Below are 14,040 nucleotides of genomic sequence, written 5' to 3'. Positions count from 1 at the left end.
AATGCACAGGAAGCATTTATGTCGACAAGTTCTTTAAAGAGTCTGGTAGAAAAGCTCAACAACGACTGTAAGCAAGCACTGGAAGCCGCTACTGGGCGCTGTCAGTCACGCAGCCACTATACGGTAGAAATTGAGCACTGGCTGGATGCCTTGCTGCAGCAAAATAACGCTGATTTCAACCTGCTATTTCGCAGTTTTGCGCTGGACATTGATAAGGTGCACCAGCAGCTGCAGCACGCGTTAGAGCAACTGAAAACTGGAAATAATTCGCTGCCTGGCATTTCAGTGCAGCTGATCAGCTGGTTAAAAGCGACCTGGCTTAATACTACTATAGAGTTTGGCGACCGGCACATTCGCAGCGCTTATCTGTTGTATACCCTGCTGCAGGATGAAAGCCTGGCTGGAGTAATGCTGCGCCGCATTCCGGAGCTGGAAAAAATTAACCCGGCTGAGTTAATAAGGGTCTGGCCCAGTTTGGCGGCCCAGTCGGCCGAACAAGGGACGGCACCCGCGCAAACTAACGCAGCACAGCCCGGAAAAACGCCGGCGTTGGATCAGTTTACTATTGATTTAACAGCCCAGGCCCGGGCCGGTAAAATAGACCCTATTGTGGGCCGTGATGTTGAAATTCGGCAAATGATAGATATTTTGACCCGGCGCCGCCAAAACAATCCAATTTTAACCGGCGAGGCGGGTGTGGGCAAAACTGCAGTAGTGGAAGGCCTAGCGCTGCGAATTGCTGCTGCAGATGTACCCGATAAACTGAAGACGGTGGCGCTGCGGGTGTTAGATTTAGCCCTGCTACAGGCCGGTGCCGGTATGAAAGGCGAATTTGAAAGCCGCCTGAAAAATGTGATAAATGAGGTTAAGCAAAGCACCACGCCAATAATTTTGTTTATTGACGAAGCCCATACCATGATTGGCAGTGGTGGCCAGGCCGGTCAAAATGATGCGGCTAATTTATTAAAACCAGCATTAGCCCGCGGTGAACTTAGAACCATAGCGGCCACTACCTGGGCTGAGTATAAAAAATATTTTGAAAAAGATGCGGCGCTAACCCGGCGTTTTCAGGTGGTAAAAGTAGAGGAGCCCAGCCCGGCCCAAGCCGTACTGATGATGCGCGGCTTATTGGGTGTAATGGAGCAGCATCATGGGGTAAGCATTACCGATAAAGCACTGCAGGCTGCGGCCTATTTATCTGACCGATACATTAATGGCCGCCAGCTGCCAGATAAAGCGGTAGGGCTGCTGGATACTGCCTGCGCCCGGGTAGCAATGAGCCAGGATGCCGTACCTGGACCGGTTGAAGATAAACAACGCCATGTTGCTCAGTTGGAAAGTGAAATTGGCATACTGCAACGAGAACAGCGTCTGGGCGTAATGCATACCCGCCAGCTTGCAGACTTACAGCAGCAATTAGCAAGCGCGAAAAGTACCCTTAGTAGCCTGCAGCAGCAATGGCATACTCAACGTGAATGGGTAACGCAGGCCAAAGTGTTGGCAACACAGTTGCAACACGCTACCCCGAAGTCGACTGCAGACGATACGATGCCAACAGCCGATGATGCCGGGCCAAATGCCGAACCGCTTGCCGACAACAACCCGCTAATTCAGCAACTGACCGAATTACGTGCCTCGCTGGCTGAACTAACCACCCCTATGGTGCACTGGCAGGTTACTGAGCAATTAATCGCAGAAGTTGTCGCTGACTGGACCGGAATACCGCTGGGTAAAATGCAGGTCGATGAAATTAACAATGTGCTGGCATTGGAGCAACACCTTGCCGGCAGAGTGGTGGGGCAGCAGCATGCTCTTGAACTGATTGCCCGCACGGTACAAACCTCACGTGCTCAGCTGGCAGATGAAAATAAACCCAATGGCATTTTCCTGTTAACTGGCCCAAGCGGCGTGGGTAAAACAGAAACTGCGCTGGCATTAGCCGAGCAGGTATACGGCAGTGAAGATAACCTGACCGTGATTAACATGTCAGAGTTTAAAGAAGAGCATAAAGTGTCGTTATTATTAGGTTCTCCTCCTGGCTATGTTGGCTACGGTGAGGGCGGCATTTTAACGGAAGCGGTGCGGCGTAAACCTTATAGTGTGGTGCTGCTGGATGAAATGGAAAAAGCCCATCCTGGGGTGCAGGATATTTTTTATCAGGTATTTGATAAAGGTACCATTAAGGATGGTGAAGGCCGGGATATCGACTTTAAAAACACCATCATCATTATGACCTCTAATGTCGGCACCGATACCACAATGCGTTTATTAGAAGATCCGGAGACGGCGCCTACTATCGCTGGCCTGACGAAAGCATTAAAAGACGACTTGCTGCAAATATTTAAGCCGGCATTTTTAGGCCGCTTAACTGTTATTCCTTATTTGCCGCTGGCCGATGACAAGCTGGCGCTGATTACCCGGCTGCAATTGCTGCGGATTGAAAAGCGTTTACAACAGCATTACGGTGCAAGTTTCAGCTACGACCAAGCCGTTGTAGACGCCATTGTTAGCCGTTGCCAGGATGCCGGTTCGGGCGCACGAACCATTCATGGCACTTTGCAAAACAGTTTATTGCCAGAATTGTCGGTCTTGATCCTGCAGCGAACGGCGCAACGGCAGACGGTAGATCGGGTTAGGTTGCGCTTTTGTGAAGAAATGTTTAATTATAGCGTTGATTAAAATTACCTAAATAACACGTATTGTGATTTGTAGACATTTAAATGTTATTTAAATACTATTTTAGAGATAAGTGAGTATAAATAGTTAATTAAAAGTTGATCATAATTACTTTAAAGGTATAATTTAGTCAGTTTAAAAAGTACTTTACTAACAAAGTTCACTTTATGTTTAAACATTGTAAAGATGTTTGCAGTATTAAAAGTGATTGTCAGAAGTGTTTTTTTGACGTTTGGCCGGGGTGTGTAGTGCCCGGGTTTATATCTGTCCTTCGTGGACACTATGTTAAATATGCAAAAGGAGCATAGCATGCAAGCAAATACCTACCTGAAGTATGGTGCGATCAAAGGCGAGTCAACCGCAGATGAGTTTAAAGACTTAATTACCGTATTATCGATGGATTGGGGTTCTCACCGTGAGCTAACGTCATATACCGGTACTGCGATGGACCGTGAAGCCAGTTCTACCCGGTTAAACGACATTGTTATTACTAAACTGCAAGATAAATCATCACCCGATTTATTCAAAGAAGCCACTATTGGTAAAGGCCAGAAGGCCGTGTTTCACATTACCAAGCAAGGTGACAAAATTGAAGAAATCATGAAAATTGAACTGACTGATGCCATGATCAGCAGCTATCAGATGTCAGTTTCTGGCGACCGTCCTGTTGAAACAATTGTCATCAGCTATACCGAGCTGATGATGACTGTTACCCCAACAGATGACAAAAACAACGTTACCGCTCCATTGGTATACGGTTACAGTGGCGTTAAAGGCGCCAAGCTGTAAGCAAACAATACAGCTGATGCTGGTTAGGGTATTAGCTGTACTTCCACCCCAAAATTTATTTACCAATCCATTGTTGATTAAGGCGAACGGATGCAAAAAGCAACTCAGGATGAAAACAGCATCAGAATTGACACCCCTCTGGGTAAAGATGCGCTTTATCTGACCCAGTTTGTGTTAGATGAGGGGATATCCCGGTTATTTTCGCTTGCAGCCACTATTTATACGAACGGACAGGAAATAGTTGCTAAAGATTTGATTGGTAAAGAAGTTTGCATAACCCTTGAATTAGGAGATAGCCGCCAACGCTACATTCATGGTGTCGTGGCGGAACTGAACGGGTTAGGCTTGCGGGTGAATAAAGAGGCCGCGGGTAATAATTTTCGCGACTATCATCTTAGTATCGTGCCAGCAGCATGGTATATGCAGCATAAGGTGAATAGTCGCATTTTTAAAGCGCAGAACGTACTGAAAATTGTTGAAACCCTGGCCGCAGAACATGGCATTACATTGGATGCCAACTCAAAGATTAGCAGCAACTATCCAGATTATGAGTACAAAGTTCAGTATGAAGAAGCTGATTTCAGTTTTATTAGCCGGCTATTAGAGCAAGAAGGTATTTTCTACTTTTTTGAACATAGCAAAGGTGTGCATAAACTGATTTTGGCTGATAAAGCCACTGCGTATGAGCCTTGCCAGGAAAAAAACGTTAAATTTCATAGTGGCACCCTGGCACAAGCGCATATTGGCCAATGGCATAAAGTGCTGCGGATGGTGCCAGGCAAGTTTGTGCAACGTGGCTATAACCTGGAAAAGCCGAAAGCGTTACCAACCGGCAGCTATGACAAGGGCAGCTTAGTTAACAAACACAGTGATTATGAAATATTTAATTATGCGGCTGAAGCTGACATACATAATAGAGCAAAAGACATAGCCATTGTGCGGCTTGAGGCATTGCAACGTGATATGGCCATGCAACAGGGTACCAGCAGTTGTCGCAGTTTTACCGCCGGGCGCACCTTTACCATTAGCGATCATGAAGATAAAGCAGAAGTGGGTAAGCAGTACGTTATTACCGACTTGCGTTTACAGGCCGCCATAGTTAACCAAGTAGGTGCTAACCAAAGCGCGGGAAATGTTATTATCAATAGTTTTCGGTGTGTGCCAAAAGATGTTGCCTACCGGCCCATATTACAAACGGCGAAGCCATTGATTAAAGGGGTACAAACGGCAACGGTTACCTGTAAAGGTAGCGAAGAAATATCCGTTGATGAACTTGGCAGGGTAACGGTTAAGTTTCACTGGGATCGCAGCGATATTATTGACCATGAAAGTTCATGTCCGATAAGAGTCAGTCAGAACTGGGCCGGTAAAAAGTGGGGCATGTTTTTTTATCCGCGTCGCGATCAGGAAGTACTGGTTGAGTTTTTAAATGCTGATCCGGATCAGCCAGTCATTATTGGTGCAGTCTACAATTCTGATCATATGCCACCTTATGATTTACCGGTAGATAAAACACAGAGTGGTGTAAAAAGCCGCTCCAGTGAAGGCGGCGCAGCGGATAACTTTAATGAAATACGGTTTGAAGATAAAAAAGGCGATGAGTTACTGTACTTGCATGCAGAGAAAGATTTTCAGTTGCAGGTAGAGCATGACCAACACATCGCCATTGATAATGACAGCAGCAGTGTTATCAAAGGTAACGACACTTCGATCATCAATAAAGATCGCAGCACTACAGTAGACGGTGCTGAGATTCACAAAATAGGCAAAGCATTAACTATTGACGCAGGCGACGCCATAACCATTAAAACCGGTGCAGCGTCTATTGCTATGAAGAGTGACGGCTCTATTGCGATTAAGGGCGTTAACATTACTATTAATGGCGCCAAAGTCAGCATTAACTAGGCTGATGAGTCAACGAAACGAAGGTGAAATATGAGCCAGCCCGCTGCAATAATTGGTTGTATGCATCTTTGCCCCAAAGTGACGGGTCAGGTGCCGCATGTCGGTGGCCCTGTATTACAGGGCTCACCTAATGTAAGCATTGCCGGTATGCCAGCAGCGCGTAAAGGAGATAAATTATTGTGTGTTGGCCCGCCTGATAACATAAGCAGTGGCTCGGCTACGGTGTTTATTAATGGCAAAAATGCTGCCCGGCTGGGCGATGACAGCGCGCACGGCGGTAAACTGGTAGTGGGCGTGCCGACCGTGCTAATAGGTGGCTAAGCCATGACGCAAACATTCACTGATTTGGCAGAGCGCTGCGATATATTGTGGCAGCAACGTTTAAGCCTGTGCAACAGTGATTACATTACCCTTAGTCAGTTACAGCAGCACGATCAACACTTATTGCAAAGTGTTCAGTTGTGTCAGCGTTATCTGGTGCCGGTTGAACATGATATTCCGTTGTGGCTGAGCGCACTGCTTGATAATTCGGCCGGAGAACTTACTACTTTACTGGCGTTACCTTTGGCTCTGCCAGCGCAGTGTTTATTAGCCGAATTGTGGCTGGCATTAAAGCACACCACTGCGGCACATTATACAAAGCAGTATTGCCGGCCAGAGCACAGCCCGTTGCTGTGTTTGCTGGCAACAAAGCCAATGGCGGCTGATGTATTTCAAAAAATGTTGGCACTTGATATCCGCAGTGCCATTCAGTTAACGGGCCTTTGTGGTTTAACAGAGCAGCGGGTTAGCTTACGAGCACTTTCGACTGATACTTGCCTGAGCACCTCTGTAAGGGCCGAGCTTCATTTCAATTTGTATCTGTTGGGACAACCTGCAGATAAATTTGAGTTGCTGCAACAACTGTTAACTGCTGACAGTTTAACGCCCAGGCAATTACAGCTATTGCTGTTAGCTGCTAATGCTGATGATAAAATAAGAATTATTAATGCGCTTAGTCTGGTTGATACCACCTTGGCAATTAACGCGATGGGCTTTAGTGGCCTGAGCAAATTTTGCCCGCTGCTGCTGGAGCTGAATAAACAACCAGAGTATCAGGTAGCAACCCAAAGCGCCCTCATTACCATGTTGGGTGCATTGGTTACCGCTGCACTGCAACGTGACCAACAAACCACTATCGCTGCCACTCTTCTAAGCGAAGAGAGGCTTATTGCCGGTGTGGCACCAGCGCGGCATAACTTAGCTGCGCTTTGGCGAAGCGGTAACCCCAGGCAGCGCTTCGCCTCTGCCGCCCTGCGAGTATTACAACAGCCAGGTTTACCGTTAGCAGAGCCGACCAGCTGGCGAGGGGGCGTATGGCCAGTTGCTTAACCATTAGTGATTATGCGGTGGTGTTGGGTAAAACCGGCCAGACTGACTGGGCATTACAGCTTGAGGCAATGCCGGTTGCGCCAACGTTAGCGCTGATCAACAACCGGGTGCTGCAGTATAATATTTTGACTGATACTGATAACACGACTGATATCACCTTTATCATCAATCAAGATCTCGCTTTGCGTTTGCTTTGGTTGCTGCAAAAAGTGTTGGCTCAGCTAGCTACGGTACCTGAAAATGCTGCTGTAATGTTAGTGTTACCTGAGCTGCTGACGAACGAGCATGTGCTAGCCGGTTTTATTGATGCTTTGCGACGCACTTTTCCAAGGCTGCTGAGCCATCCTGCATGCCAGTTTTTTCCTTATGGTAGAAGTGCTGCATTAATGGCATTAGTTGCGGCAAGACAGTTATTACATGGCGGCGAGCCGCTTGTCTGGGTTATTGGCGTCGATAGCCCGGCAACAACAATACTGGCTAACTTGTCGTTAACTATGGCGGTAACTGATCACCAATTGAACGAGCCGGTTGTATGGTCCGAGGGTGCTGTGGCGCTGGCATTACGGCGAAGCAACACTGGCCTTAATTGTCATTATCTAGCAAGTGATGCCACAGTGAATAACCACACTGACGAGACTGCATTGGCACAGTTGTTTACAGCAGCGGCGGCTAGCGTTGATGGCCCGCTTAGCCGGATATACATGGCTGATAATGGCGACAGCGCATTAACAGCTTGCTGGCAGTTGCAATACCCACGCTTAGCGCCGGTAATAACTGCCGATAGCCAGTTGGCATTATCTGCTTATGTTACTGGGGAATTGGGGGCCGCCGGCGGGCTATATCGGTTTTTGCATTTGTATCTTGGGTTTGCCTTGTCAAGCCACACTGGCTTTACATTACAGTGTGAAATTTCGGCACGATTATATCGCGCCGTAGCGGTTTTTAGCTGGCAGCAAGCCAGCAGTATATCTGAACGTTAAGGACGATTATTGGCATGGCGGCGCATTCTTTAATCCTTAAATCCCGCTCGGGTAATATGTATGTGTTTTGTACGGAAAGTACCGGTCAAAATGGCACACCATTGCAGTTTGCCAGCCGCGCTGCAGCTACGAGCTGGCTTCGCCAGTCGTTTGACCGCAACGCTAGCCAAAGCGACAGTATTCGACATGTGTATCAATGGTTCTGCAGCGAGATAGCCACTAAAAATATAGCGGTGCCCTGGAGCGCAGTGCGTGACGCTGAATTATGCCGCACCTTAGCCACGGCGCTGCTTAACAACAAACTGCTTATTTTGTCTTTACCTGAACGTAAAACCGCACTCAGCGCACCAGAGTCGGTTACGCCGCCACCGGCCGCAGTGAAAACCTTAGAGCGGGGCGGTAAAACCGCTGATAGTGCCAGTTATACCGATGCGAAAAGCGCGGTGTCAGCGCAAAGTGGTGCTAATGCCGCGGGCCAGCAAACGCCAGAAAATACCAAGGTTGAAACCTGTGGTGATCCGGTATCAATGAGTACTGGTGAAGAAATTCTGGCGCTAACCGATTTTGAGCTGGCCGGGCCGTTGCTAATGCAGTGGGTTCGGACTTATCGCTCCAGCCAAAGCCATCAGAATATTGGCTTGGGTTATGGTTGGCGTAGTAATTTCAATTTGTATATTGATAGTATTACGGACGAGGCCGGCAAGGTGTCGCTGGTACTGGTTAACGAAGAAGGCCGGCATTTGCATTTTGCTAAACCTGAGGCTGGCCAGACGAGTTATCAGTTGGCCGAAGAGCTGGCATTACGTTTTGAAGCCAATGGCAGCCTGATACTGCTAAAACCGGATAATACCCATTGGATATTTGCCAAGGCTGCGGGTGATGTTACCACAGACAAAATAACGCGCTGGCAGCTTCATCAGGTAATGGACAGCCTGGGCCGCTATTTACAACTGTACTATAACCCGAAAAATCAGCTTAGCCGGATAGATTACACTCGTAAAAAAGGCGTTGAACTGCATTATAACAGTGCCGGCTTGTTAAGCCGGATTGAAGCGGTAAGTTTAACTGACAAAGGTGCTAAGGCTACCGAGGTAGTGCTGGCAAAGTACCAGTACAACGATGCTAATGACTTAATCTGCGCGGTAAATAGCGGTAGCGAGACTGAGCAGTATCAGTACAGCCAGCATTTAATTACCGTGCGCCAGCGGGCCAGTGGCTTTTGTCATTATTTTAGCTGGCAGGGCGCTAACCAAACTGCCCGTTGTGTGCGTAACTGGGGCGATAACGGCATTTATGATTATCGCTTTAGTTTTGATGACAACAACCGTAGTGCCTGCAGTATCGACAGTAATGGCCATTGTTGGCAGTATTTTCACGACGTGCGTAACCTGCTATTAAAGAAGGTCGCGCCGGATGGGGCTACCTGGCACTACAGCTGGAATAAGCAGGGCAAAAAAACCACTGAAACGATGCCTGATGGCAGTAAAAGCCGCTTTTATTATAACGATAATGGCCAACTGGTTACGCTGGAGCAGGCCGACGGCGCCATAAGCCATTTACAATATAATGAGCTGGGCCAACGCAGCGTTATTATTGACGCTGAAGGGCGGCAGTGGCGCCGCGAATACAGTGCTGCGGGCTTACTGTTAAGTGAGACCGCGCCGGACAATACGGTTACTCGTTACCAATATAACAGTAATAATCAGCTGGAGCGGGTAAGCCTGCCAGGCGGCGGCATACAGCGTTTAATGTGGAGCGATGAAAGCCAGCTACTGGCGGTAAAGCACAATGATGCGCTTACACGATACAGTTACGATAATCTGGGGCGGCTTAATGGCGTAGTCGACGCTAGCGGTTTGGTAACGGAATATCGATACAATCTGGCGGGTAAGCTATTACAGCAAAGCCAGTACCCTGATGAGAGTTCTGCTGACAGCGCACAAGACAAATCAGCTCAGCGGCTGGAGCAACATTTTAGTTACGACAGCAGTGGCCGGTTGCAAAGCACTACTAACGCTAATGGCGACATAATTGAGCGCCAGTATGCAGGGTTAAGCCAGCCGGTAAGCGTTTTACAGCCAGATGGTAGCGCCTTTCATTACGAGTATGATAATGAGCGCAATTTAACCGCCATTATGCGCAGCGACGGCGCCCGCTATCAGCTGGACTACGATGCGCAGGAGCGGCCCGTTCGCTTACAGGGTTTTGATGGCCGCCAGCAGCAGTTTCAGTACGATATTAACGGCAAAGTGGCTGCTGTGCAGGATGGCAGTAAACGCCAATTAAAAATTAAACGCGATAAACGCGGCCGCATTACCGAGCAAACGGCGCTGCATGGCCAAAGCCTGGCCAGCAACCATTTTTATTACGATAAAATAGGCCGGGTGCTTAGGGCCAGTAACGGCCAGCGCAAACTGCGTTTTAGTTATCATTTAAACGGCCAGTTAACCGAGATTTGGCAAGATAACAACTGCATTGCCCATCACTATAATGCGCAGGGTAAATGCAGCGCTACGGTGCTGCCCGACGGCACCACCCTGGATTATCGTTATAACGAAGAGGGCCAACTGGCGCAGTTAGCCGTTAATCAGCAACTGATGCTGTGGCGCACCTTTGACAGCGCCGGGCGCGAAACGGCACGTGAGTATCAGAGTGGCTTATTGCTACAACAACAATTTGATACCTTTAACCGCTTAACCGCGCAGCACTGGCAACGCGGCGAGCAAATCCAGCAACGGCACTATGCTTACAGCGTATTGCATCAGTTGCAAAACGTAACGGATAACCAGCTGGGCGAAACTGAGTACCAGTACAATGCGCTAGACCAGCTGGTAAGCAAGCAACACAGTAGCGACCTAAGCCAAAACGAGGCGCACCAGTGGGACAGCTTTGGTAACCCGATTGGCGAGGGTATTGAGGTTAAACAAGACCGCTTGTTGCGTTATCAGGGGAAGCAGTATCAGTATGATGACAGCGGTAATCAGCTAACTGCCAGTGCGCCAGGCTGTTCTCATTCAAGCACCCAGCAGCGTGAGTTTAATGGTTTTAACCAGCTAAGTAGTATTAGTTGCAATGGCGCCATTAGCAGCTATGAGTACGACGCCTTTGGCCGGCGCAGTGCTAAAATTAGCGGCGGCGAGCGCACTGAATATTACTGGGATGGCGATAAGTTAATAGGCGAATACCAGGCCGGTGAATACCTTTGGTATGTTTACGAGCCAGGCAGCACTAAACCACTACTACTGCTTAAAAATGGTGCAGTGTATTACTACCAGCTAGACCAGCTGGGCACGCCACTTTCTTTAACTGACGATAAAAACAATATTGTTTGGCAAGCGCAATACAGTGTGTTTGGTAAAGCAACGGTAACCGTTAACGAAATTGATAACCCGTTACGTTTTCAGGGCCAGTATTTTGATAATGAAAGCGGGCTACACTACAACCACTTTCGTTACTACGACCCACAAACCGGCCGCTTTATCAGCCAAGACCCAATAGGCCTGCTAGGCGGCATTAACCACTACCAGTACGCCCCTAATCATGTAAATTGGGTAGATCCGCTGGGGTTGGTGTGTAAAGAGGGGCAGGCTAAATTATTTAGTACTCAAAATGAGGCGGCTTATGCTGCTTTGAAGCTGGCTAACCCTATGTCGATTAGAGACAACTTGGAGTATGGTGGGCTAGTATTTAGAAGCTCGAACGGCTGTTACGGTTTCTCTGATCCAGTCAAGGGCTCAGACCAGGGCGTGAACCCTTACGATGCACCTATTCCTGATGGCGCTAGTTTAGTGGGTGATTATCACACGCATGGTGATTACTCTTTAGTTGATAGATCGGGCAATGCTGTAAGAACAAGTGATCCTTTTCAAGATGATTTTAACAGCGATAATTTTTCGGCAGGGGATTTCATGGGAATTAGGGCTGATTCAAGAGGAATTCCAGGATACAAAGGCTACCTTGGTACACCAAGTGGTGAATTTAAAATATTCGACCCTGAAACTGGTAAAGTTTCGATATTAAACGAATGAAGATTATATTATTTTTTACAATGACAATGACAATGACAATGATTTTGGAGAACATAACTGTGTCAGACATGAACGCCCCTAGAGAAGTATTTGTGATTAAATCGCCACGGGCTGAAGTGCTCCAAATAGCATATGAGAGTTTTAACAAGGAGGGTTTTGACATATCAGGTTACGACGTTGTTTTATTAGAGAATGAACAGATTTGGATAGTCTTTTATCAACCGACTGATTACCCGGTTGGTCAAAGAGGCAGTTTGGGTAAAAAAGGGTTTACTGTTGAAGTAGATAAAACTACTTACAATGTCATAAAAGCATACTACTCACGATAGACAATGACTGTGTTTAGTAAATAACCTCCTCTTATTTGCATCGTTTTCCATTCAATCTGAGGGTGTGAAATTTTATGATTTGTTACTATAAAGGCTACTTTCTATTTAGAGTTTTACACTTTGCATTCAATCACCAAAGCGGCTAACTGGGCAGAACAAAACCAGACGTTTATCTATCAGTTTGGTAGAGCGTTAACCGTTGAAGAAAAAGCGATTGCCTGTCTGGTTAAGGTGGCTGCCCCTGAGCAGGTACACATATATGAAGTGCCCGTTATAAAACGCCCGGATGAGCCTGAACTAGCCGCTTTGTGCGAAGAGTATGGTTTTTTAACCGAAGATACCATTGGTTTAACGTTGGGTTACGGAATTTATATTAAACAGGGTTACTTAACTACTCGTTTACTGTCGCATGAGCTACGCCATGTTCATCAGTACGAGCAGGCTGGTTCTGCCGAAGCATTTTTAACCCGCTATATTGGTGAAATTATGCAATTCGGCTACCTAAACTCACCCTATGAAATGGATGCCAGAGCGCATGAAGTAATTTCATAGCGCACTATTGTAACGGAGCTTGAACATCTTACTGATAATGGAATGCTCGAAAAACACCGAGTACAAACCGTTGTATCAGGGGTGTATCTGAAAGCATGGCGAGCATTGAGTAAACACCTTGCTGCTATCAATAAAGTGAGTTGGCTTGAGCATAGACTAGTCACTTTTACAGATCAGGAAGAGGAATTTGTGATTTTTATTAAGCAACCTAGAGCGAGCATGATACGTGGCGGTGGTGATCCGGAGTGCAGAGTACGGAAAAGTGATTACCCCGTGGTCAAATGTGTTTTTGAACGATAACTGTTATTTAGCCCGCCCGGAAGATAGCAAATATTTGCAATTTCCTTCGATACAATTATTGAAAAATTTAGTTTGAAATGGATAAAAGCATGTTATTAGGCTCTGCACATGGAGACATTTATATCCATAAGAACAACAAAATTTACATTCCTGACTATGTTCTGGGCGAAACGTTTACCGTTGTTGAAGCCGAACTTAAGGTAGAATTAATTAACGCATTAATTAAGTGCTATCGGTATGGCTCTTTGGTAAATGTTCGCAGGCATATCGCAGTTTCGAAAGTATCTGGAACTTCAGAAAAATGTGTATTTGACTGGCGTGATGAACAGGTTTTACTTGCAGACGCAGAAGTCGTCCTGAGAACAGATATGGCGGTTTTTTACTTTAAATCATCACTGATTTATAACGTTTTCAAATATGACTATAAACCTGCTAGTAGTTTTACTGGTTGCCTTTTAAGCCAAATTCTCTAGGTAAAACTTTGCTCTCATGATTAATAATTTAGCTCGACACGTATTTTCGTTCCTTTAGATGCTGTGGGGAGGAGTGAAACATAAATATATGACATTCCTTACCCCCAAACTTGTTGCAGACGCTAAAAAAGACTTGAGACATCTAAAATCTGATTGTGAAGCAATAATTTGGATCCTTGTCCATAAGGATGCCGATTACAGTGACGATATTGCTAAGGGGTATACCAACTGGGACGTAATCAATTTTGCTGCATCGAAAGGGACTATTTTCTTGCATGAAAATATATTTGAGTTGAGCGGCGTAGAATTTGATGAAAGCCTGATTCCAGATAATATTATTAAAGATGAAGTTTTAAAGTTTTACGTAGATTATCCTTCGGATATAAATTTAATCAGGTACTTATATAGGAATTACAATGATTTAAATGATCTAGACGCTTTGAAATATGAAATATCTGATAGGTTTAAAGTTAAGGCACCTAATATGCTAGATGTTATTAATTCAATTTCGCACTTCGACTCTGTAGATTATGCGATTGCGATACAGGATTATGACCATGCGGAGCGGGCACAAGAGTTCATTAAGATTTTAGATCACACACTTAAAAATATTGAAACTAAACATTAGAAGTCGGGT

At 46.3% G+C, this 14,040-nt stretch carries 11 protein-coding genes; all 11 read left to right on the top strand.

Annotated elements, in window-relative coordinates:
• The first annotated feature begins 18 nt into the window (after nt 1-18).
• The 11 genes from tssH (at nt 19) to VT06_RS01250 (ending at nt 14,031) form a co-directional block, all read left to right on the top strand.
• On the top strand, nt 19-2,679 hold the full coding sequence (gene tssH, locus VT06_RS01305) for a type VI secretion system ATPase TssH (RefSeq protein ID WP_046552434.1): 2,661 nt from the start codon (nt 19-21) through the stop codon (nt 2,677-2,679).
• A gap of 306 nt (nt 2,680-2,985) precedes the next feature.
• Nucleotides 2,986-3,465: a type VI secretion system tube protein Hcp gene (locus tag VT06_RS01300; RefSeq protein ID WP_046552433.1), complete on the top strand. Its 480-nt coding sequence runs from the start codon at nt 2,986-2,988 to the stop codon at nt 3,463-3,465.
• A gap of 90 nt (nt 3,466-3,555) precedes the next feature.
• Nucleotides 3,556-5,370 carry a type VI secretion system tip protein TssI/VgrG gene (gene tssI, locus VT06_RS01295; protein ID WP_046552432.1) on the top strand — a complete coding sequence of 605 codons (1,815 nt, stop codon included), beginning with the start codon at nt 3,556-3,558 and terminating at the stop codon, nt 5,368-5,370.
• Nucleotides 5,371-5,400: 30 nt separating this feature from the next.
• Nucleotides 5,401-5,691, top strand: a complete 291-nt coding sequence (locus VT06_RS01290) for a PAAR domain-containing protein (RefSeq protein WP_046552431.1) — start codon at nt 5,401-5,403, stop codon at nt 5,689-5,691.
• Between the two features lie 3 nt (nt 5,692-5,694).
• Nucleotides 5,695-6,741 (top strand): hypothetical protein, encoded by a 1,047-nt coding sequence (locus tag VT06_RS18360; protein WP_046552430.1) that lies wholly within the window; start codon nt 5,695-5,697, stop codon nt 6,739-6,741.
• The gene (locus VT06_RS01280) at nt 6,726-7,721 is read left to right on the top strand and encodes a hypothetical protein (protein WP_052750128.1); all 996 of its coding nucleotides are present in this window, start codon (nt 6,726-6,728) and stop codon (nt 7,719-7,721) included. Before VT06_RS18360 ends, VT06_RS01280 begins: the two co-directional genes overlap by 16 nt.
• 14 nt (nt 7,722-7,735) lie before the next feature.
• Nucleotides 7,736-11,749, top strand: a complete 4,014-nt coding sequence (locus tag VT06_RS01275; protein ID WP_052750127.1) for an RHS repeat-associated core domain-containing protein — start codon at nt 7,736-7,738, stop codon at nt 11,747-11,749.
• Nucleotides 11,750-11,808: 59 nt separating this feature from the next.
• Entirely contained in the window at nt 11,809-12,078 is a 270-nt protein-coding gene (locus VT06_RS01270) for a hypothetical protein (protein ID WP_152658958.1), read from the top strand.
• 120 nt (nt 12,079-12,198) lie between these two features.
• Nucleotides 12,199-12,630: a hypothetical protein gene (locus tag VT06_RS01265; protein WP_052750126.1), complete on the top strand. Its 432-nt coding sequence runs from the start codon at nt 12,199-12,201 to the stop codon at nt 12,628-12,630.
• 389 nt (nt 12,631-13,019) lie between these two features.
• Nucleotides 13,020-13,403: a hypothetical protein gene (locus VT06_RS01255; RefSeq protein ID WP_046552427.1), complete on the top strand. Its 384-nt coding sequence runs from the start codon at nt 13,020-13,022 to the stop codon at nt 13,401-13,403.
• 88 nt (nt 13,404-13,491) lie between these two features.
• On the top strand, nt 13,492-14,031 hold the full coding sequence (locus tag VT06_RS01250) for a hypothetical protein (RefSeq protein WP_046552426.1): 540 nt from the start codon (nt 13,492-13,494) through the stop codon (nt 14,029-14,031).
• Nucleotides 14,032-14,040 lie beyond the last annotated feature (9 nt).

It is taken from the genome of Arsukibacterium sp. MJ3, from assembly GCF_000987765.1.
In the GTDB taxonomy this organism is placed as follows: Bacteria; Pseudomonadota; Gammaproteobacteria; order Enterobacterales; family Alteromonadaceae; genus Alishewanella.
This window is presented reverse-complemented; position numbering and strand designations above follow the sequence as displayed.

Excerpts from the sequence above, each read along its gene's own strand:
- tssH (WP_046552434.1), top strand. The coding sequence starts at position 19 with ATGTCGACAAGTTCTTTAAAGAGTCTGGTAGAAAAGCTCAACAACGAC.
- VT06_RS01300 (WP_046552433.1), top strand. The coding sequence starts at position 2,986 with ATGCAAGCAAATACCTACCTGAAGTATGGTGCGATCAAAGGCGAGTCA.
- tssI (WP_046552432.1), top strand. The coding sequence starts at position 3,556 with ATGCAAAAAGCAACTCAGGATGAAAACAGCATCAGAATTGACACCCCT.
- VT06_RS01290 (WP_046552431.1), top strand. The coding sequence starts at position 5,401 with ATGAGCCAGCCCGCTGCAATAATTGGTTGTATGCATCTTTGCCCCAAA.
- VT06_RS18360 (WP_046552430.1), top strand. The coding sequence starts at position 5,695 with ATGACGCAAACATTCACTGATTTGGCAGAGCGCTGCGATATATTGTGG.
- VT06_RS01280 (WP_052750128.1), top strand. The coding sequence starts at position 6,726 with ATGGCCAGTTGCTTAACCATTAGTGATTATGCGGTGGTGTTGGGTAAA.
- VT06_RS01275 (WP_052750127.1), top strand. The coding sequence starts at position 7,736 with ATGGCGGCGCATTCTTTAATCCTTAAATCCCGCTCGGGTAATATGTAT.
- VT06_RS01255 (WP_046552427.1), top strand. The coding sequence starts at position 13,020 with ATGTTATTAGGCTCTGCACATGGAGACATTTATATCCATAAGAACAAC.
- VT06_RS01250 (WP_046552426.1), top strand. The coding sequence starts at position 13,492 with ATGACATTCCTTACCCCCAAACTTGTTGCAGACGCTAAAAAAGACTTG.